This is a genomic window from Vibrio sp. PSi01 (genome assembly GCF_054960695.1).
Genome location: NZ_JBHNYN010000001.1, coordinates 59,833 through 81,415 on the forward strand (window position 1 = coordinate 59,833; position 21,583 = coordinate 81,415).

Genomic DNA, 21,583 nt, shown 5'->3' on the forward strand with positions numbered 1-21,583 from the left:
CTTGATTTCATTCGCTGTGACAGTTGTGTCAGCTAGCTTTTGGCCTGTGATGCCACATTGGGTTTGGGCACCATTGATGCTGTTGTTACTTTTAGCATCAACAAAGTATAGCGTTTTCCGGAGAGCAAGAGGTTCAGTAACAGCCTTGATACTAGTTATCTGTCTAGGGAATGTGATTGAAATGCAGACAAGTCGATTATTTCAATCAGGGCAGAATACTACCATAAATGCGTCAGTTGTTAGCCTTTTTAGTGAAAATAGCCATGGTTTTGAAAGCGTAATAGTAGCTAGATCAATTGGCGGCGAAAAATTAATCTTCCCTCAATTGATAAAACTGAGATTATTTACTCCATTCAAGTTAACGCTTGGAGACCGTGTCTATTTATCGATGTCAATAAAGCCCGTATGGGGCAAACTCAATGAAGCGGGCTTTGATCTCGAAAAGCATCTGTTTAGTGCTGGAGTGGTGGCCAACGCAAGTTACCGAGCAGAGACTAAATATCGAATTCACTCAAGCACCAACTTACGTTCTCAGTGGTTTGAAAGCAGTTTAGAAAGATTGAGCCAACTAGCGAATGCCGACCTCATTATGGCGTTGAGTTTTGGTTATCGAGACCTTATTCCGCCCCAGCGATGGGATTTGCTTAAAAGCAGTGGGTTGATTCACTTGATGGCTATTTCTGGATTGCATATCAGTATAGCCTTCGGCATTGGTTATCAGTTGGGGAAGTTAGTTAGATTATTATCCCCTCAGCTTCTTTGGCTACCTACACTGTTCGGGTTAGGGTTGGCGTACTTTTACAGTTGGTTTGCTGGCTTTACATTACCGACGTTAAGGGCGCTTGTGATGTGTGTTATCGCAAGCTATTTCTTGTGGCGTGGTCAAAATATCAGCTTGGTCCGTTATGTGGCTTTAAGTCTGTGCGTGGTCTTATTGATTTGGCCATTCTCAGCATTGTCGAGTAGCTTTTGGTTGTCCTTTGGTGCCTTGGGCGCTGTTCTCTATATTGCTTCAAACAATGCCCCATCTTCTTTAGATGTCACGCTTACGAGCCGAGTATTACAACTCATCAAAATACAGCTAATGCTGACAATACTTATCGCTCCCTTTTCTATGTTGTTCTTTGAAGGGGTTAGCCTGATCTCGGTTTTCTATAACTTACTACTTCTGCCTTGGGTATCGTTGGTAACCATTCCATTATTGTTTTTGGCAATGTTTATCAGTTTCTTATCTGAGTCGGTATTCGGTGCAAGTGGATCAGTGTTGTTAGCAAGCGAGTGGGAGTTGTTAGGCAAGGGCTTTGCTGGTCATTTGTGGGAGCTGGTTGATTTGTCGCTTGAGCCCCTTGTCTTTAGCCTGCCATTTTCGGAAAGGTTTTGGATTCAAGTTGATAACCACACCATTGAGCTATCTGTATTACTCATCTTGTTTTTCGGTTTTTGTAGCCGATACCTCCAACGAACGTTATCGATATTTGTCGTTATAGTCTTTGTATTGTGGTGGGAGTTTGGCAAGTTCAAGCATGACACATTAAGAATTGATATTTTGGATGTTGGACATGGACTGTCTTTGGTTTTGGAAAAGAACACTCAAGTTGTGGTCTATGACCTTGGTAACGCGTGGCCTGGGGGCTCAATTGTAGAGTCTTTACTGATCCCTACTTTAAATCAGAGGGGAATTCATGAATTGGACGGTGTTATTGTTAGCCATTTTGATTCCGACCATGCTGGTGGCTATCCGGCGTTACTTGAAAACTACACGCCAAAGTGGGTAAGGGTCAGTCAGAGTTTCAATGAACAAACTCATCTTAATACTCAAGCCCACCTTAATCTTCAAGCATGTATTCTCGGAGAAAGTTGGAACTGGCAAGGTGTCGATTTTAAGGTTTTATGGCCACCTCAAAGAGCGAAGAGGGCGTACAACCCACATTCGTGTGTCGTAAGGCTTTCTGCTCCCGATTCAGAGTTCTCAATGTTGCTCACTGGTGATATTGAATTGGTCAGTGAGTGGTTACTTTCTCGTGAAGGTGACCAACTTCAAAGTGATGTCATGTTGGTTCCACATCACGGTAGTGACTCATCGTCGATCAAGTCCTTTATTAAAGCCGTATCTCCTCAACTAGCGATAGCTTCTCTGGCCAAAGGTAATCAATGGGGAATGCCGAACGAATCAGTTGTCGGACGGTATAAAGAGGCGGGGAGTGTTTGGCTTGATACTGGAGAGAGTGGGCAAATAACCATCACTCTTAGTAAAGAAGGTTGGCAATATCATGCGATTAGAGAACAACAAGGCTGGCAGTGGTATAGGCAGATGCTTCGTAAGGGAGTAGAATAGATAGATTATTGTGAGAAAATTAAGCGATTCTATGTCAACACAAACAGATGAAACTACCTGGGTCACATTTAAAAGACTTTGGACTTATATTCGACTATATAAGGCAGGCCTAGGTGTTGCGGTTATTGCGCTTATTATAAATGCCGTCTCTGATACCTATATGATTTCCTTACTAAAGCCGTTACTTGATGAAGGCTTTGGTAATGCTGAATCTGACTTTTTACGCACGCTTCCAATTATCATCTTTGTCATGATGTTCGTTCGTGGCGTCAGTGGTTTTGTGTCAACCTATTGCTTGAGCTGGGTCTCTGGCAATGTGGTGATGGAAATTCGTCGAAAAATCTTTAGCCATTTCATGCATATGCCGGTTTCTTTCTTTGATAAAGAACAGACAGGCGCATTGTTATCTCGAATTACGTACGATTCAGAACAAGTGTCTGCTGCCACCAGTAAAGCGTTAGTCAGTATTGTTCGTGAAGGTGCAAGTATTATTGGCTTACTGACGCTGATGTTCTGGAATAGTTGGCAGTTGTCTTTGGTGTTATTCGCTGTAGCGCCTCTTGTCGCGTGGGCGATCAGTATCGTATCGAAGCGATTCAGAAAGATCTCCAAGAATATGCAAACCAGTATGGGTCATGTTGCTTCTTCAGCTGAACAAATGCTGAAAGGGCATAAAGTGGTTCTAACTTACGGTGGTCAAGACCTAGAAAAACATCGCTTTGATAAAGTTAGTAATCAAATGCGCCAACAAAGCATGAAACTAATCACTGCTCAAGCGGCTGCTAACCCAATCATTCAGATGATCGCGTCAGTGGCGATTGTTGTTGTTCTATTCCTTGCTAGTGTTGACTCTATTAAAGCTGAGCTTACCCCTGGTACGTTTACCGTTGTCTTCTCTGCAATGTTTGGTTTACTACGTCCGCTAAAAGCATTAACCAACGTAACGTCTGAATTCCAACGTGGTATGGCAGCAAGTACCACTCTATTTGGTTTGATGGATCTAGATACAGAGCAAAATAAAGGTACGTTGAAGCCTGAAACGGTAACGGGTGAAGTTGCGGTTAAAGATGTGACTTTTACCTATGACGGAGCAGAGAAACCAGCACTCGACAAGGTGAGTTTCAAAATTCCCAAAGGTAAAACGGTTGCACTTGTTGGGCGTTCAGGTTCGGGCAAGAGTACCATTGCCAACCTGTTTACTCGTTTTTATGACGTAGATTCAGGCTCTATCGAACTTGATGGACATGATATTCGTGATTACGAATTGAGGAATCTACGTGAGCACTTTGCCCTTGTTTCTCAGAATGTGCACTTGTTTAACGACTCGGTAGCGAACAACATCGCGTATGCAGCTGAAGAAAAATATTCTCGCGAACAGATTGAACACGCGGCTAAACTTGCTCATGCGAGTGAGTTTATTGAGGGCATGGAAAATGGCATTGATACGGTTGTAGGTGAGAATGGTGCGAGTCTTTCTGGTGGACAAAGACAGCGGATTGCGATTGCACGAGCTTTATTGAGAGATGCCCCTGTGTTGATTCTTGATGAAGCAACGTCTGCACTGGATACAGAATCAGAAAGAGCCATTCAATCTGCCCTAGAAGAGCTACAAAAAGACAAAACAGTACTGGTGATCGCTCACCGACTATCGACCATCGAGCAAGCTGATGAGATTTTAGTGGTTGATGACGGTCACATTGTCGAAAGAGGTGCACACGCTGAGCTAATTGCACATGATGGCGCTTATGCTCAACTGCACCGAATTCAGTTTAGCGGATAAGATTAGGTCTTGTTGTGATCGAAAAGATTTGGTTTAACAATCACCCGTTAAAATACATTCTCTGGCCGTTATTATGGCCATTGAGTTTGCTGTTCAAAATGATCAGTAGCCGACGTCGTGACGCTTATCTATCGAGGAAAAAAGAGACCTACCGTCCACCATTGCCTGTGATTGTTGTTGGTAATATTACTGCTGGTGGCAATGGTAAAACACCGGTTGTGATTTGGTTGGTCGAGATGCTGCAGGCTAACGGCTTTAAACCCGGAGTCGTTTCCCGAGGCTATGGGGCAAAAGCACCAAGCTACCCGTTAGTGTTGGATGAGAGCACGCCGGCTGAACATTCTGGTGATGAACCTCGTTTAATCAGAAAGCGAACGGGTGCGCCTGTAGCGGTTGACCCTGTGCGTGCAAACGCGGTGAAAGCTTTATTGAATGAAGGTGTTAATGTCATTATCACTGATGATGGCCTTCAGCATTATGCACTTGAACGCGATATTGAGTTTGCGGTTATCGATGGTGCGAGACGCTTTGGTAGTGAATGCCTCATTCCTTTGGGTCCGTTAAGAGAGCCAGTATCTCGTTTAGATGACGTAGATTTTTTGGTTAACAATGGCGGTGAAGTGCAGGGACGGGAGTTCTCTATGTCTTTGCGAGCAAGCCAAGCCGTTAACCTAAAGACGGGTCAGAAAATATCGGTAGCAGAACTAAATAAGTTGGTCGCTTTTGCTGGTATTGGTCATCCGCCACGCTTTTTTAAAACATTAGAAGATCTTGATGGTGATGTGGTTTTCACACAGGGTTTCGCCGACCATCAAGATTTCGATAAAGATGAACTTTATGCCTTAGCAAAGAAAGGTATGAATATGATTATGACAGAAAAAGACGCTGTAAAATGCGAAGAATATGCGCAAGAGAACTGGTGGTATCTTCCGGTATCTGCGCAGTTCGATGAAGATTCGCAACAGCAAATTTTAAAAAGAATAAAAGAGGTTATGGAATACTATGGATCACCGTCTGCTTGAGATCGTTGCTTGCCCTGTATGTAAAGGTAAACTAACTTTTGACAAGGATAAGCAAGAGCTTGTTTGTAAAATTGATCGCCTTGCTTACCCAATTAAAGAGGGTATTCCTGTTCTTTTAGAACCTGAAGCTCGCACCGTTTCAATGGATGAGGGTAAATAATGTCGTTTACGGTTGTCATTCCGGCAAGATATCAATCGAGCCGTTTGCCAGGAAAACCATTGGCTGATATTGGTGGAAAGCCGATGATACAATGGGTTTACGAGCAGTCAATGAAGGCGGGTGCTGATAACGTTATTATCGCTACCGATGACGCTCGAGTTGAGAAAGCGGTTAAAGCATTTGGTGCGACCGTTTGTATGACATCTCCGAATCACGAATCAGGTACAGAGCGTTTAGCTGAAGTGATTGAAGTGATGAACATTCCTGATGACCATATTATCGTGAATGTTCAGGGGGATGAGCCACTAATCCCACCTGCGATTATTAATCAGGTTGCGAATAACCTCGCGAACAGCACAGCACCAATGGCAACACTCGGTGTGGAAATTACTCATGCTGATGAAGTGTTTAATCCAAATGCTGTTAAAGTTGTGACCGACAAAGACGGTTACGCTCTGTATTTTAGCCGAGCAACCATCCCTTGGGATCGCGATGCTTACGCTAACAATGGCACCGCTGCGAAGTCTCCTTTACTACGACACATTGGTATCTATGCTTACCGAGCTGGGTTTATCAATACGTACATTAATTGGGAGCCTAGTACGCTAGAACGTATAGAGTGCTTGGAGCAATTGAGAGTGCTTTGGTACGGCGAGAAAATTCACGTAGACGTAGCAATGGAAGCTCCTGCAGCTGGCGTGGATACTCCAGAAGATTTGGAAGCGGTTCGTGCCATTATTGGTTAAGCTTCTTTGAGTCTCCATACAAGATCTCTAAGCCTCGTCAATTACGGGGCTTTTTTATATCAAGACAAAGCCGGTGCGAGTCTTATTGACCTAAGGTGATTGATATTGAGTCGGTTGCATTCGTTGATGCATCATCAAGTTTGAATTATCTGAGATTTACCTCGCTCGACTTTCAATTTTTCTCTATAATATGCCGCCTACAAAGTAGTGGCTAATTGCTAGTACATAATAAAACTTACGACAAAACGTGGAGTAAAAGATGCCTTCTCAAAGCCCAGTGATTACGGTTGATGGACCAAGTGGTGCAGGTAAAGGTACCCTGTGTATGTTACTAGCAGATAAGCTAGGCTTTCATCTTCTAGACTCAGGTGCTATCTATCGCGTATTGGCTTTAGCAGCAATTCACCATGGTGTGGATACTGAATCAGAAGATGTTTTGGTGCCGCTTGCGACCCATCTAGATGTTCAGTTTATTGCTGAAGGCGATTTGGTTAAGGTTATCCTTGAAGGTGAAGATGTGTCTGGTGAGCTTCGTAAGGAAGAGACTGGTATGGCGGCTTCAAAAGTGGCTGCCTTACCTCGCGTTCGTGAAGCACTGCTTCGTCGTCAACGCGCATTCAATGCTGCTCCAGGTTTAGTTGCTGATGGCCGTGATATGGGAACTGTTGTGTTTCCTGAAGCTGAAGCCAAAATATTTTTAGATGCAAGTGCTGAAGAGCGTGCGAGTCGCCGCCTTAAACAGTTGCAACAGAAGGGGTTAGATGTTAAATTTGACGACCTTTTGAGCGAGATCCAAGAGCGAGACGATAGAGATCGTAATCGCCCAGTGGCGCCACTTCGCCCTGCAGAGGATGCTCTAGTGCTTGATTCCACCTCAATGAATATTGAGCAGGTAGTAGAAAAAGCACTACACTATATTGAATCGAAACTGGCTGGGTAATTTCGCCGAGCTAGTACGAACGTTGGTCGCAAGGATGATGACCGGCGAATTTATCAACCCCATGCGGTAGGATACCCATGGACGTTTAATTATTGAAGATTAAATAATGACTGAATCTTTTGCTCAACTCTTTGAAGAGTTTCTATCTGAAACTGAATTCCAACAAGGCAGCATCGTTAAAGGTACTGTAGTAGCTATCGAGAACGGTTTCGTTCTTGTAGATGCTGGTCTTAAGTCTGAATCTGCTATCCCTGCTGAACAATTCAAGAACGCTGCTGGCGAACTTGAAGTTGAAGTTGGTGCTGAAGTAGACGTAGCTCTAGACGCTGTTGAAGATGGTTTCGGTGAGACTCAACTTTCTCGTGAGAAAGCTAAGCGCCACGAAGCTTGGATCGTACTTGAGAAAGCTTGTGAAGAAGCTGAAACTGTTGTTGGTATCATCAACGGTAAAGTTAAAGGCGGTTTCACTGTTGAACTTAACGGTATCCGTGCTTTCCTTCCAGGTTCTCTAGTAGACGTACGTCCTATCCGTGACACTGCTCACCTAGAAAACAAAGAGCTAGAGTTCAAAGTAATCAAGCTAGACCAGAAGCGTAACAACGTTGTTGTTTCTCGTCGTGCTGTTATCGAATCTGAAAACAGTGTTGAGCGTGACGAACTTCTTGAAACTCTACAAGAAGGTACTGAAGTTAAAGGTATCGTTAAGAACCTTACTGACTACGGTGCATTCGTTGACCTTGGCGGTGTTGACGGTCTTCTACATATCACAGATATGGCTTGGAAGCGCGTTAAGCACCCATCAGAGATCGTTAACGTTGGTGACGAAATCCTAGTTAAAGTTCTTAAGTTCGATCGTGAGCGCACTCGTGTTTCACTAGGTCTTAAGCAACTAGGCGAAGATCCATGGGTAGCAATCGCTAAGCGTTACCCAGAAGGTCACAAGCTTTCTGGTCGTGTTACAAACCTAACTGACTACGGCTGCTTCGTTGAAATCGAAGAAGGCGTTGAAGGTCTAGTACACGTTTCTGAAATGGATTGGACTAACAAGAACATCCACCCTTCTAAAGTTGTTAATGTTGGCGACGAAGTTGAGGTTATGGTTCTTGATATCGACGAAGAGCGTCGTCGTATCTCTCTAGGTCTGAAACAGTGTAAAGCTAACCCATGGCAGTCATTTGCAGAAATGCAAGCTAAGGGCGACAAAGTTACTGGTAAGATCAAGTCTATCACTGACTTTGGTATCTTCATCGGTCTAGAAGGCGGTATCGACGGTCTAGTACACCTATCTGACATTTCTTGGAACGCTGCAGGCGAAGAAGCTGTACGTGAATACAAGAAAGGCGACGAAATCTCTGCTGTTGTTCTAGCAGTAGATGCAGAGCGTGAGCGTATTTCTCTTGGCGTTAAGCAAATGGAAAACGACCCGTTCAACGCATACGTTGCTGACAACAAGAAAGGTGTTCTTGTAAACGGTACTGTTACTGCAGTTGACGCGAAAGGCGCTACTATCGAGCTAATCGAAGGCGTTGAAGGTTACATCCGCGCTTCTGAAGTTTCTCGCGACCGTATCGAAGATGCATCTCTAATCCTAAGCGTTGGCGACAGCGTTGAAGCGAAGTTCACTGGTGTAGACCGTAAGAACCGCGTAATCAACCTATCTATCAAAGCTAAAGATGAAGCTGATGAGCAAGAAGCAATGGCTTCACTGAACAAGTCTGAAGAAGGCGCGTTCGGTAACGCAATGGCAGACGCATTCAAAGCTGCTAAAGGCGAATAATAGCTTCTCATTAAGAGAATTATAGCTATCTAGCCAAGAAAGGAGCCGTAAGGCTCCTTTTTTTTTGCTTATTTTTCCGATAGGTCTATAATTTCTAAAAAGAAAACCAACGAGGGTAACTATGACTAAGTCTGAATTGATTGAAAGACTATGCGCTGAGCAAACGCATCTTTCTGCAAAAGAAATTGAAGACGCTGTAAAAGACATTTTAGAGCACATGGCTTCAACACTAGAAAGTGGTGATCGAATCGAAATTCGCGGCTTTGGCAGTTTTTCTCTGCATTACCGTGAACCTCGTGTTGGACGTAATCCTAAAACTGGTGACAAGGTTGAGTTGGAAGGTAAATACGTTCCTCACTTTAAACCAGGTAAAGAGCTACGTGAGCGAGTAAACTCAGGACTGTAGCCTACTTATCGGAATTAAGAAAAGCGGCATACTATAATGTATGCCGCTTTTTTATGACCATAATATGGTGGTCTGATTAGTAATTTTCCTGCATAATCGTACAGCTAACTAACCAATGAGTGATGAACTATGAAAATTATAAAAATAGTCGCCGTTATCGCACTTTTCCTAATTGCACTGGCTTTAGGCTCTCAAAACCAAACGACGGTGAACTTTAACTATCTGCTAGCGCAAGGTGACTTCCACCTATCAAGCTTACTAGGTGTGGTCTTCGTTTCAGGTTTTGGTCTTGCTTGGTTAGTCTTCGGCAATATGCATATGCGATCTCAACTGAAAATTCATCGTTTGAAGAAACAACTCAATAAGCAATCAAAGCAGGTAGCTGCTGATACCAAAGCTTAAAGGTCTTATTTGATGTTAGAGTTACTGTTCTTACTTTTACCTATTGCTGCCGCTTACGGTTGGTATATGGGTAATCGTAATGCTCAGCAAGAAAAACAGAAACAATCACACCAGATCTCCCGTCAATATGTGACGGGTTTGAACCTATTACTGTCGGATCAATCTGATAAAGCCGTTGACCACTTTATTGAACTACTTCAGGTAGATAATGAGACCATTGATACTCATTTGGCCTTGGGTAATCTGTTCCGTTCAAGAGGTGAAGTTGACCGCGCTATTCGTATCCACCAAAATCTTATCTCACGTTCGGGGCTTACTCTCGATCAGAAAAACCTCGCCTTACAACAGTTAGCTAAAGACTATATGGTCTCTGGCTTTCTTGATCGCGCCGAAAAAATCTTTGAACAACTTGTAGAAGAACCCGATCATAAAGAGGGTGCTTTACAGCAATTGGTTGCTATCTACCAACAAACTCGTGAGTGGAACAAGGCTATCCATTATGGAAATATTCTAGTTAAGCTCGGTAAGAAAAAGATGAAGATGCGTGCGACTGTTGCGCACTTCTGGTGTGAACTTGCGATGCAAGAACAAGCTGATGGCAATCGCTCTAAAGCGCTTCAGCATTTTAAAAAGGCGCTTTCCGAAGACCCCAAATGTGTCCGTGCTAGTATTGCTTTAGGCAAATTCCATTTAGCGAACGAAGACTACCAAAAGACAATAGACTGTCTGGAATCGGTACTCGAGCAAGATATCGATTTCATTAGTGAGGTGTTGCCAACCCTTGCTGAGTGTTACCACAAGCTTGGACAAGAAGCTCAACTGGTCGAATTCCTTAAAGCGTGTATCCAAAAGAAAGCCGGCGTATCTGCGGAATTGATGCTTGCTCAATTAGTTGCTCACCATGAAGATGTTGGCTCTGCTCAAGAGCTACTCACCAAGCAGCTTGTTAAAAACCCAACCATGAAAGGCTTCTATCGATTAATTGATTATCACCTAGCAGAAGCAGAAGAAGGTCGAGCGAAAGATAGCTTAACCACGCTTCAATCAATGGTTGGTGAGCAGCTTAAAGTTAAGCCTCATTACCGTTGCCGCCAATGTGGTTTCTCAACACACTCAATGTATTGGCACTGTCCTTCATGTAAAGGGTGGGGGACGATCAAGCCTATTCGTGGGCTTGATGGTGAATAGATTTGTGGTCATTTTAAGACCAAATTTTTAATTGCAGCTTTCGGGCTGCATTTTTATGACTGTTATTTATCACCCGCTATGTGTAGGTGAGTAAATATTTTGTAGAAAGTTAACTGCGTTAGGAGATGAAATGAACGACCAAAAAATCATTGTAGCCTTGGATTATGACAACCAAGCGGATGCGTTAGCCTTTGTTGATCGTATTGACCCAGCATCTTGCCGCTTAAAAGTCGGCAAAGAGATGTTTACCTTGTTTGGCCCTGAATTTGTTCGTGAATTGCATAAACGTGGTTTTTCAGTCTTCTTAGACCTAAAGTTCCACGATATCCCGAACACATGCTCAAAAGCCGTTCGTGCCGCCGCTGAATTAGGCGTATGGATGGTTAATGTACACGCCAGTGGCGGCGAACGTATGATGACCGCTTCGCGTGAGATCTTAGAACCATATGGTAAAGAACGTCCATTGCTAATCGGGGTGACGGTACTAACCAGCATGGAGCAATCTGATTTGGCGGGTATTGGTTTGGATCTTGAACCACAACAACAAGTTATGCGTTTGGCTTCTCTGACGAAAAACTCAGGTTTAGACGGTGTTGTATGTTCTGCACAAGAGGCTTCTTTGTTGAAAGGCACTCTTGGTCAGGAGTTCAAGTTAGTGACTCCAGGTATTCGTCCTGTAGGCGCTGATGTTGGCGACCAGAAGCGTATTATGACGCCTTCTAAAGCGATTGATTCAGGGTCTGACTATCTTGTTATCGGTCGTCCAATTACTCAAGCTCCAGACCCTGCAGCGGTTCTTGCTGAGATTAACGGTACTCTAGCTTAAGTTTCTCTTATAGTTAGCGATACGAATAAAGAAGGCCAGCAAATTGCTGGCCTTCTTGTTTGTTTTTGAGAAACAGAATTTGTTTGGGCTAGATTGGCTTACTTTTAAACCGGAGCGCCACTATGGAATTTGAAATCACTGTCTTCTGAAGTAATAAGGTCAGCTTCCACTTGAGCGAAGTGGGCAATACGCTCTGAAATATCTTTCCCTGCGATCTGTTCTGCTAGCTCAAGGTAGTCTTGGTAGTGGCGAGCTTCTGAACGAAGTAGAGACACATAAAATTTTTCCATGTCTTCTTCTAAGAAAGGAGCTAACTTAGCGAAGCGTTCACATGAACGAGCCTCAATAAACGCACCGATGATCAGCTTATCAACCAGAGCATCTGGCTCGTAAGTTTTAACTTGCTTGATCAAACCTTTCGCATAACGACCTGCTTCAATCGGTTGATAAGTAACGCCTTTCTTTTCCATCAATTCCATCACTTGATAGAAGTGATGCAGTTCTTCTTTAATCAACAGCACCATTTTGTCGATCAGGTCAGCACCGTAGTTACACCCTTCTTTCGCTGTGATTTGTTTGGATACGTTGCTCTTACCACGAAGTGACTCTAGGTCTCCAATACGGCGGTAAGCAAACTGCTCGTATGGCAAGATCCATTCATTCAGTTGCTTGGCACTCTCTTTATCAACCGCGTACTTGCGGATAAGGAACAGAGCGCTTTGAGCCGCTTTAAGCTCACAAAGCATGTGATCGCGTAGAATGATGTGCAGATTTTCTGGCTTTTTGGCTTCATCGATCCATGAATCTGGCGTTTCAGCTTTAAGAAAGGAGTTAATTGGAGCTAATAGTTCTTGATACATGGTAGGGGCAAGTTTGTTGATAATGCGAGATTTTATCACAGCTCACTAGAACTCCCTATACAGAGAAAGGAAATTCATTTGGTACAAAAAAGACCGCCTATTTAAGTAAATATGGCGGCCTTTTCTTGTTTGGGTTAGACGATTACCATTTCTTCTTCTGACCAAATAGAGCATCCATATCGTCGTCACGCTCTTTAGATTCCATTTGTTGTAAATCTTGTGCGTTTTTGTCTTGGCGTTTCTGGTCAAGATCGTTAAGCATCTGTTGAAGCTTTTCTTTTGCTTGATTCGAGTATGAATCGTTTTTCGTTGCTAGTGCATCAATGCCTTTTCGCAGTAACTGAATGGCCGTACCCGGCTGTCCGCGAGATATTGAGTCATTTGCACGCTTGATAACGTTCTCGATATTGATGCGGATCTGAATGGTTTCTAAGCGAGCGTTTTCTACGACATAAGCTTGCGTTTCAAAACGGCCTTTATTGTGTTCGTTGCGCACTGTATCACGTAGGCGTTTAACAAGCTTCAGCATCATTATCGCTTGCTTATCACTACTTGGTACTCGGAAAGCTGTGCTTTCGCCACCTTGGTAGTTTTCCTTAAGCTGAGTGATTTGTTGTTTTACGCTTTCGATTCGTTGAGCAAGTTGCTTATTTTTAGGGTCGAGTTGATACATGTTTTCTAATGCATCAAGAATTCGATTGTTTAAGCATACAAGAAGATCTTGGCTAAAAGGCATGTGATGAGCGTTGCCAATCAATTCTTCTGTTCCATCAATAATGGTTAGATAACGAGAAGCTTCCTGTTTCTTCGCTGTCTCTACCTTAACTTTGTATTGAAGCATGATGTTGTAGCCTAAAACCAACACCAAAAGAACGGCTACTAAGGTGATTATTAAACCAATATTCATATATTTGTGTCTGCTTGTTATTTTCTATAGCTAACTGGAGAGGATACACGATTCCATTGTGTATCGGCACTCGTAAATTGCAATTTCTGATTATCTCTTGTTGAGCGAAATCGGCAATCAAAACTTACCTACTAATGTATGAGAATGAGGAGTGGGTTGCAAAGCGTTAGTGATATTTATGTTTGTTAGTGTCTAAAAGCTCAATTTTTCTGTCATTTTTGTGCTTGAAGCGTTATAACTATTAATTATATTACACAAGACTATAACGCTCTCTTTGCAAATAAGTTAGCACAGAAATGAGTAAAGGATTACGAGGTTAGATATGAAGTTACAGCAACTGAAGTACATTGTTGAGGTTGTTAACCATAACCTAAATGTTTCTGCAACGGCAGAGAGTTTATACACATCTCAACCTGGTATCAGTAAGCAAGTTCGATTGCTAGAAGATGAACTAGGTATTCAGATTTTTGAGCGTAGCGGTAAGCATTTAACGCAGGTAACTCAAGCTGGCGAAGATATCATTCGCATCTCACAAGAGATCTTGGCTCGTGTTGAGAGTATTAAAGCAGTAGCGGGTGAGCATACTCATCCTGAGATGGGCACATTGAACATTTCGACTACGCATACTCAAGCTCGCTATGCACTCCCTGATGTGATCAAGGGCTTTACCGCGCGCTATCCAAAAGTGTCACTTCACATGCACCAAGGCACGCCTAGCCAAATGTCAGAAGCTGTCGCTAAGGGGACGGCGAATTTTGCTATCGCAACGGAGGCCCTTCACCTCTATCAAGATGCGATTATGCTGCCTTGTTATCACTGGAATCGTTCAATCGTCGTGACTAAAGACCATCCTCTGGCACAAAAGCGAAATATTACGATAGAAGATCTTGCGGCCTACTCTCTAGTGACTTACGTATTTGGTTTTACGGGGCGTTCTGAGTTAGATACCGCTTTCAATAAAGTCGGTTTAACACCTCGCGTTGTGTTTACAGCAACTGATGCCGACGTTATTAAAACTTATGTACGTATGGGGATCGGTGTCGGTGTCATTGCAAGTATGGCCATCGACCAAGAACAAGATACTGACCTGGTCGCTATTGATGCTAGTCATTTGTTTGGTGCAAGCACCACAAGCATTGGCTTTAGAAAAGGCACTTTTCTGCGTTCGTACATGTTTGATTTCATGGAGCGTTTCGCCCCGCATTTAACTCGACCTGTTGTTGAACAAGCTATCTCTTTAAAATCGAATGATGAGATCGAAGAGATGTTTAAGGATATCGATCTGCCGGTGAGATAGTTATTAGAACATTACAAGACTAGAAGCTCGGAAGCATTTCTAAATTTTAAATCGGTCTGTTATCAGGCCGATTTTTGTTTTAATTATGTGTCATCCCCAAACGTTCGCATCTCGATAACTTTTCTTTACACTGCCTCTCTTTGCGCCGCATCTCATATAGTGCCTTTCTATTTCGGCCTCTACCCCCTACAATCCACCCATCATAGGGGGAAGCATGCATTCACGATTTAAAATACTCGACTCATTTTTGTTAGAGCACCAAATTTATTGGCGTTCAGATCCCTTCCATCTATGTCGAACTCAGCAAACACCATGGCGCAATGTGAATCGTCCTCTTGTTGATTGGTTAGAAGGCTTGAGTATTCAGCGCATTCAAACGTTGAAAGAGCAACCTCAGCTAGTGGCCGATGAATTGACTCTTTTCCTCCCTCAATTATATTCCGTTAACCAAAATATCCAGTTTGATAGAGCGACACTTGCCGGGTTAAAGCTTGCTCGCGGTACTGGAGATGGTATTCCTGGAAGAAAGTTGCAACAAATTGTTTCGATGGGAGAAGCTGTGCTTGAGAACCATTATGGGAAAGAGTGGTTGGAATGGTGTTCTGGTAAAGGTTTTCTTGGGCGAATCTTGTCTCAACAATCGAAACAAAAAGTCACCAGTTTTGAATGGCAACAATCTTTGTGTGAGAGCGGGCAAGCTATTGCTGACGCTCAGCAACTAGATATGACCTTTGTTCAGGGGGATGCATTTACAGAAGACGCAGAAGAAGTGTTTAATATAGACCAACATGCTGTTGCACTTCACGCGTGTGGTGATCTCCACGTTGAGTTAGTCAAGAAATCTGTTTTTCATGGATTGCCAGCCGTGACTATTTCACCTTGCTGTTACCATCTGATTAGAGAAGATGTTTATCAAGCGATGTCTTGTGTTGCGAGAAGCTCTGCTTTGACCTTAAGCAAGAGCGATTTAAGAATCCCACTTCAAGAAACGGTGACGGGTGGTGAGAGAGTAAAGAGGCATCGTCAGCTGGAGATGAGCTATCGACTAGGTTTTTGCCAATTGCTTAAAGCTGAACTCGGTATCGACGAATACATCCCCATACCAAGTATCAAAAAATCAGAGTTATCTGAAGGCTTTGAGTCATTTTGTGGTTGGGCGTCTGAAGTGAAAGGCATGTCACTCGGTGCAGGTATCAACTTTGGTTTATATTTAGAGCAAGGTGAAGCGCTTTTTTGGGAAATGGAAAAGCTGAGTTTAGTTCAACAAGTTTTCAGACGACCATTAGAGATATGGTTGGCCTTAGATCGAGCCATCTATCTACAAGAACAAGGCTATGAAGCTTCGATTGAAGAGTTTTGTGAACGCAGTATTACACCAAGAAACCTATTGATTCATGGAGTTAAGCTCGATCGCTAACTGTATGCGGTACTGTTACGTTTTTTTACGATTGTAATTCATTAATGCAAATAAAATCATAAATAAAAAAGCCAGTGCGACATCATGTCGTACTGGCTTTTTGTTTAATGTGTATGAGTTAACTGAACGCTTCAACGAGAAGATTATTGCGTTCAGTTAGCCATTACATCATTAGTTAAACATTGCGATTGCTTCAGCTGGGTCTACGTACTCTAGGTCAAAGCTTTCTGCAACTTCTTTACAAGTTACTTTACCGTGGATTACGTTTAGACCTTCTAGGAAGCCTTCATCAGATAGAAGTGCTTCGCGGTAGCCTTTGTTCGCTAACTTAACAATGTAAGGAAGTGTTGCATTGTTTAGCGCGTAAGTAGAAGTACGAGCAACTGCACCTGGCATGTTAGCAACACAGTAGTGAACTACGTCATCAACAATGTAAGTCGGGTCAGCGTGAGTCGTCGCGTGTGAAGTTTCGAAACAACCGCCTTGGTCGATCGCAACGTCAACAACTGCAGAGCCAGGTTTCATTTTTGCGATGTGGTCTTTAGTTACCAATTTAGGTGCTGCTGCACCAGGAATTAGTACTGCACCAATCACTAGGTCTGCTGCTAGAACATGCTTCTCAATAGCGTCTTCTGTAGAATAAACCACTTTTGCACGACCTTGGAATTCTTCATCTAGGCGACGAAGCGTATCCACGTTGCGGTCAAGAATGGTTACATCAGCGCGAAGGCCAACAGCCATACGTGCAGCGTTAGCACCTACAACACCACCGCCAACAACAACAACTTTTGCTGGTTCTACACCAGGAACGCCGCCAAGAAGAAGACCACAACCACCGTTAGACTTCTCTAACGTTTGTGCACCAGCTTGAATAGACATGCGACCAGCGACTTCAGACATTGGTGCTAATAGTGGCAAGCGACCCATATTATCTGTTACAGTCTCGTAGGCTACACAGACAGCTTTGCTCTTGATAAGCTCTTCAGTTTGTGGAAAATCTGGTGCAAGGTGTAAATAAGTAAATAATATTTGCCCTTCGCGAAGCATAGCTCGCTCGACAGCTTGGGGTTCTTTAACCTTTACAATCATCTCTGCTTTCGCGAAAACGTCAGCAGCAGTAGGAAGAATGGATGCGCCTACAGCGATGTAATCATCGTCTGAAAAACCGATACCATTACCGGCATTGGTTTCTACAAAAACTTGGTGGCTGTGTGAGATTAGCTCTCTCACGCTAGCTGGGGTCATACCAACGCGGTATTCGTGGTTCTTGATTTCCTTCGGTACGCCAATGATCATCCTGACTCCTCAATATAATTTGGTTGTTTTATCTATGCGTAGGGTAATTCTGTCGAATTAATATCTAGTATAGATATGTTTAAATAAAATTTGATACTGAATATTAAAAAGTTGTAGTATATTTTTTTGCAAGGAAGTAATAAGGTGGAATAAAAAATGGCAGACAATTATAAGAAGCCGTCCAAGGAACTAGATCGTATTGACCGCAACATTCTTAATGAGTTGCAAAAAGACGGTCGTATCTCAAACGTTGAACTCTCAAAACGAGTAGGACTTTCTCCAACTCCATGTCTTGAACGTGTTCGTCGTTTAGAACGTCAAGGTTACATTACTGGGTATACAGCGTTGCTGAACCCACAGTACCTTGATGCTTCACTTTTAGTGTTTGTTGAAATTACGTTGAACCGTGGTGCTCCAGATGTGTTCGAACAATTCAACACCGCTGTTCAGAAACTAGATGACATCCAAGAGTGTCATTTAGTGTCGGGTGATTTTGACTATCTTCTAAAAACACGTGTATCGGATATGGGTGCTTACCGTAAGTTGCTCGGTGATACGTTACTGCGTCTACCAGGCGTAAACGACACTCGAACTTACGTTGTAATGGAAGAAGTGAAACAAACTAATCAACTTGTGATTAAAACTCGTTAATCACAATTGGTGAAATGAAAGAAAGCGGACATTTGTTCCGCTTTCTTGCTTTCTGGAATTGGGTTTTTCTGTTTGATATGGTTAAATCAACAGTAGTTTCATTGGAACGAGTGGCTCGAGCTGCTCGCGACATTTTCATCTCGTTCAATTATTAAGTTGGTTTATGTTCAAGCAGAGCAGTAATAAAGTAGAAACAATCATTAAAACGAGTGAAGAGCCTCAGTCTCCTCGTTTAAATGGTTCTCAACGTCTTAGAGAGTGCAGCCTGATTCTGGGCGTTCTCTTCTCTATTCTACTTGCCGTTGCGTTATTAACTTTCAGCCCAGCTGACCCATCATGGTCGCAAACTGCATGGGGTGGTGACATTCAAAATGCCGGTGGCTATGTAGGTGCATGGTTGGCTGATACACTTTTCTTTGTGTTTGGTTCTCTGGCTTACCCATTACCTATATTGGTGACGGTGACTGCGTGGGTACTGTTCCGTAAGCGCAATGAAGACGAACAGATTGATTTTATGCTGTGGGGTACTCGCTTACTTGGTCTTACGGTTCTTATTCTTACGAGTTGTGGCCTAGCGGATATCAACTTTGACGATATTTGGTACTTTTCGTCAGGTGGCGTAGTGGGTGACGTATTGTCGAGTCTTGCGCTTCCAACGTTAAACGTTCTTGGCAGTACATTGGTTCTGCTTTTCTTATGGGGAGCTGGCTTTACTCTGCTAACGGGGATTTCTTGGTTAAGCATTGTTGAATGGTTGGGTGAAGGTGCAATTAAATTCTTTACGTCTGCTGTAAACAAAGTTCGTGGACAAGATCAAGAGTTGCTCGAACCTGAACTGAAAGAATCTGCCGACCGAGAACGATTGGAAGATCGTCATAAGCAGCCAAATTATCGAGATTTACCCGCTATAGAAGACAATGCTGAAGAACAGAGTAAAGAAGCAGAACAAGACTCCCTTGATCCAACCATGAGCTTCTCTGCAACGGCTGAATCTTCAGGAGCGGCGAGCAATACCATTGATAATGCTGTGCCACAGAAGCGCCAGTACAATATTCACATGCCTTTAGAGGCAGTGAAGAAGCAAGACGATTCTACCCATGAGCAAGCATCCATTCAAAACGAAAGTGCTACAGCACAACCGATCTCTGTAGCTCCTGTTTACCAAGCGCCAGAGGAGACTTTAGAAGAAGGTGTTGAGCGTTCTAAGCAGTTGAATGCAACGATAGAGCAGCTAGAAAATGCGGCTATGTATGAAGATGACCTCGCAGAACAGGATCAGGTTGACGCGCATGAATCTCAGATCGCGTATCAGCAATACATGCAGGAAGAGCAACCAGCAGTTCATCCTACTGAAACGGTTGTTGACAGTGTAGAACCAGTAATGGATAGCTCACCAGAAGTAAATAACGAGTTCGATGCGGAAGATGTTCAACCAGAATCTCTATACGCTTCGCCAATGGGTGAAATAGAAGAAACACCACAAGAATTCTCAGCGCCTTTCGAGACAACGGAAGAGCAAAGCTTTGAACCTAATTCAGAGCTAGACGCTGAACCTATTGATAATGATGAAGGGCCACTTGCTCCGTCATCTTATGAACAAGAGCTGACGCAAACGACTGAGCAGAACCAAGCACCAGTTGTTGATCTTCCTTGGGAAGAGGTAACAGAAGAAGAACCTGTACATCAAGACCAAGATGTCGCGGCATTCCAAAACCTTGTTTCTGAAGCCCAAGCGAATATCGCGGCGACACAAAACCCGTTTTTAGTTCAACAAGATGTTAACTTGCCGAAACCTGCAGAGCCATTGCCGACGCTTGAATTACTGTTCCACCCTGAAAAGCGTGAAACCTTTATTGATCGTGATGCGCTAGAAGCCATTGCTCGTCTTGTTGAGTCTAAACTTGCCGATTACAAGATTAAAGCCGAAGTCGTTGATATTTTCCCTGGCCCAGTGATCACCCGATTTGAGCTCGACCTTGCCCCTGGTGTAAAAGTGAGCCGTATCTCTGGCCTATCTATGGACTTAGCGCGTTCATTGTCTGCTTTGGCAGTGCGTGTCGTAGAGGTAATCCCGGGTAAACCTTATGTTGGCTTAGAACTGCCAAACATGAGTCGTCAAACGGTATTCTTCTCTGATGTGGTTGCGAGCCCTCAGTTCCAAGAAGCAAAATCACCAACGACAGTCGTTCTAGGACAAGACATCGCAGGTGAAGCGGTTATTGCTGATCTGTCTAAGATGCCACATGTTCTGGTTGCAGGTACAACCGGCTCTGGTAAATCGGTAGGTGTGAACGTGATGATCTTGAGTATGCTATACAAAGCATCACCTGAAGATGTTCGTTTCATTATGATTGACCCGAAAATGCTTGAACTATCGGTTTACGAAGGTATCCCTCATCTGTTGTCTGAAGTGGTAACCGACATGAAAGATGCGTCTAATGCCCTTCGTTGGTGTGTAGGCGAAATGGAACGTCGTTATAAACTGATGTCAGCACTTGGTGTTCGTAACATTAAAGGCTACAACGACAAATTGAAGATGGCCGCGGAAGCGGGTCATCCAATCCATGACCCACTGTGGAAACCGGGTGACAGCATGGATCCTGAAGCGCCATTGCTAGAGAAGTTGCCTTACATTGTGGTTATCGTCGATGAATTTGCCGACCTAATTATGGTCGTTGGTAAGAAAGTTGAAGAACTTATTGCTCGTTTGGCGCAGAAGGCACGTGCGGCTGGCGTCCACTTGATCTTAGCGACTCAACGTCCATCAGTGGATGTTATTACCGGTCTTATCAAAGCTAACATCCCAACGCGTGTGGCCTTTACGGTATCAACCAAAACGGATTCAAGAACTATCCTTGATCAAGGTGGTGCCGAGTCACTATTGGGTATGGGTGATATGCTGTACTTGCCTCCGGGTTCTAGTCATACAACTCGTGTACACGGTGCCTTTGCATCTGATGATGATGTACATGCAGTCGTGAATAACTGGAAAGCACGCGGTAAGCCAAACTATATTGATGAGATCACTAACGGTGAACAGACGCCTGAAACTTTGCTGCCAGGTGAGAAAATGGAAGGCGATGAAGAAGTCGACCCTTTGTTTGACCAAGTTGTTGAACATGTGGTCCATTCGCGTCGTGGTTCAGTTTCTGGTGTCCAACGTCGATTTAAGATTGGCTACAACCGTGCAGCAAGAATTGTCGAGCAACTTGAAGCTCAAGGTATCGTCAGTGCTCCTGGACATAACGGTAACAGAGAAGTCTTGGCACCAGCTCCACCAAAAGATTAGTTCTACTAGGGCGTGTAGATCTTTCGAGCTGTTTTTTGCAGCGAGTTGCTGGGTATTTATACAAGGCAGAGGCTTTGATGTGTAGCTAGCCTACATGAGAAGGCGATAACGTAGTAGAAATGACCAGCAAACGCTGCCCGAAGGGTTCGAGCTGGGCGCCCCCGCAAAAAGCGTTTTACTCTTTGTTGAGGGAGATTTGCTTAGAATGACTAGGCTACTTCCCCCTCGCCGCGATTAAAACGCTTTTGACTAGGCGTCCCCATTCGAACAAAGTTCAACCACGA

At 43.6% G+C, this 21,583-nt stretch carries 18 protein-coding genes; 15 read left to right on the forward strand and 3 right to left on the reverse strand.

Features of this window, described 5'->3' with window-relative positions; genetic code table 11:
- Positions 1–181 precede the first annotated feature (181 nt).
- The 11 genes from ACFI6G_RS00265 to pyrF all read left to right on the forward strand — a co-directional run bounded on the left by ACFI6G_RS00265 (position 182) and on the right by pyrF (position 11,582).
- Positions 182–2,335 carry a DNA internalization-related competence protein ComEC/Rec2 gene (locus tag ACFI6G_RS00265; protein WP_462710091.1) on the forward strand — a complete coding sequence of 718 codons (2,154 nt, stop codon included), beginning with the start codon at positions 182–184 and terminating at the stop codon, positions 2,333–2,335.
- A gap of 31 nt (positions 2,336–2,366) precedes the next feature.
- Positions 2,367–4,115 carry a lipid A ABC transporter ATP-binding protein/permease MsbA gene (gene msbA / locus ACFI6G_RS00270; RefSeq protein WP_010439908.1) on the forward strand — a complete coding sequence of 583 codons (1,749 nt, stop codon included), beginning with the start codon at positions 2,367–2,369 and terminating at the stop codon, positions 4,113–4,115.
- A gap of 14 nt (positions 4,116–4,129) precedes the next feature.
- The gene (gene lpxK / locus ACFI6G_RS00275; protein ID WP_016769331.1) at positions 4,130–5,137 is read left to right on the forward strand and encodes a tetraacyldisaccharide 4'-kinase; all 1,008 of its coding nucleotides are present in this window, start codon (positions 4,130–4,132) and stop codon (positions 5,135–5,137) included.
- Positions 5,118–5,297 carry a Trm112 family protein gene (locus ACFI6G_RS00280; protein ID WP_004736429.1) on the forward strand — a complete coding sequence of 60 codons (180 nt, stop codon included), beginning with the start codon at positions 5,118–5,120 and terminating at the stop codon, positions 5,295–5,297. The genes lpxK and ACFI6G_RS00280 overlap by 20 nt, the downstream gene beginning before the upstream one ends.
- Positions 5,297–6,043: a 3-deoxy-manno-octulosonate cytidylyltransferase gene (kdsB, locus tag ACFI6G_RS00285; protein WP_010439916.1), complete on the forward strand. Its 747-nt coding sequence runs from the start codon at positions 5,297–5,299 to the stop codon at positions 6,041–6,043. Before ACFI6G_RS00280 ends, kdsB begins: the two co-directional genes overlap by 1 nt.
- 259 nt (positions 6,044–6,302) lie before the next feature.
- Positions 6,303–6,983 carry a (d)CMP kinase gene (cmk, locus tag ACFI6G_RS00290; RefSeq protein ID WP_010439919.1) on the forward strand — a complete coding sequence of 227 codons (681 nt, stop codon included), beginning with the start codon at positions 6,303–6,305 and terminating at the stop codon, positions 6,981–6,983.
- Positions 6,984–7,089: 106 nt separating this feature from the next.
- Positions 7,090–8,760, forward strand: coding sequence for a 30S ribosomal protein S1 (rpsA, locus tag ACFI6G_RS00295; RefSeq protein ID WP_010439921.1), 1,671 nt, complete (start codon positions 7,090–7,092; stop codon positions 8,758–8,760).
- Between the two features lie 121 nt (positions 8,761–8,881).
- Complete coding sequence (gene ihfB / locus ACFI6G_RS00300) at positions 8,882–9,166, forward strand: integration host factor subunit beta (protein ID WP_010439923.1); 285 nt, start codon at positions 8,882–8,884, stop codon at positions 9,164–9,166.
- Between the two features lie 129 nt (positions 9,167–9,295).
- A complete protein-coding gene (locus tag ACFI6G_RS00305) occupies positions 9,296–9,568 on the forward strand; it encodes a LapA family protein (RefSeq protein WP_010439925.1) in 273 nt (90 codons plus the stop codon).
- A 12-nt stretch (positions 9,569–9,580) separates the two neighbouring features.
- A complete protein-coding gene (gene lapB / locus ACFI6G_RS00310) occupies positions 9,581–10,756 on the forward strand; it encodes a lipopolysaccharide assembly protein LapB (protein WP_016769333.1) in 1,176 nt (391 codons plus the stop codon).
- A gap of 130 nt (positions 10,757–10,886) precedes the next feature.
- On the forward strand, positions 10,887–11,582 hold the full coding sequence (pyrF, locus tag ACFI6G_RS00315) for an orotidine-5'-phosphate decarboxylase (protein ID WP_010439929.1): 696 nt from the start codon (positions 10,887–10,889) through the stop codon (positions 11,580–11,582).
- A gap of 104 nt (positions 11,583–11,686) precedes the next feature.
- Here pyrF and miaE read toward each other — a convergent pair whose 3' ends face one another.
- Entirely contained in the window at positions 11,687–12,481 is a 795-nt protein-coding gene (miaE, locus tag ACFI6G_RS00320; protein ID WP_016788954.1) for a tRNA isopentenyl-2-thiomethyl-A-37 hydroxylase MiaE, read from the reverse strand.
- Between the two features lie 103 nt (positions 12,482–12,584).
- Entirely contained in the window at positions 12,585–13,349 is a 765-nt protein-coding gene (locus tag ACFI6G_RS00325; RefSeq protein ID WP_010439937.1) for a hypothetical protein, read from the reverse strand.
- A 322-nt stretch (positions 13,350–13,671) separates the two neighbouring features.
- Between ACFI6G_RS00325 and cysB the strand changes: the two genes are divergently transcribed.
- Together cysB and ACFI6G_RS00335 are read left to right on the forward strand one after the other, a co-directional pair.
- Positions 13,672–14,646, forward strand: a complete 975-nt coding sequence (cysB, locus tag ACFI6G_RS00330) for an HTH-type transcriptional regulator CysB (RefSeq protein WP_010439939.1) — start codon at positions 13,672–13,674, stop codon at positions 14,644–14,646.
- 214 nt (positions 14,647–14,860) lie between these two features.
- Positions 14,861–16,063, forward strand: coding sequence for a methyltransferase (locus tag ACFI6G_RS00335; RefSeq protein WP_016788953.1), 1,203 nt, complete (start codon positions 14,861–14,863; stop codon positions 16,061–16,063).
- A gap of 171 nt (positions 16,064–16,234) precedes the next feature.
- Here ACFI6G_RS00335 and ald read toward each other — a convergent pair whose 3' ends face one another.
- A complete protein-coding gene (ald, locus tag ACFI6G_RS00340) occupies positions 16,235–17,359 on the reverse strand; it encodes an alanine dehydrogenase (RefSeq protein WP_010439944.1) in 1,125 nt (374 codons plus the stop codon).
- Between the two features lie 156 nt (positions 17,360–17,515).
- On the opposite strand from ald, the gene lrp reads away from it, so the two are divergent.
- Positions 17,516–18,010 carry a leucine-responsive transcriptional regulator Lrp gene (lrp, locus tag ACFI6G_RS00345; protein WP_004734558.1) on the forward strand — a complete coding sequence of 165 codons (495 nt, stop codon included), beginning with the start codon at positions 17,516–17,518 and terminating at the stop codon, positions 18,008–18,010.
- A gap of 163 nt (positions 18,011–18,173) precedes the next feature.
- Positions 18,174–21,299 (forward strand): DNA translocase FtsK, encoded by a 3,126-nt coding sequence (locus ACFI6G_RS00350; protein ID WP_016784639.1) that lies wholly within the window; start codon positions 18,174–18,176, stop codon positions 21,297–21,299.
- The last annotated feature ends 284 nt before the right edge of the window (positions 21,300–21,583 follow it).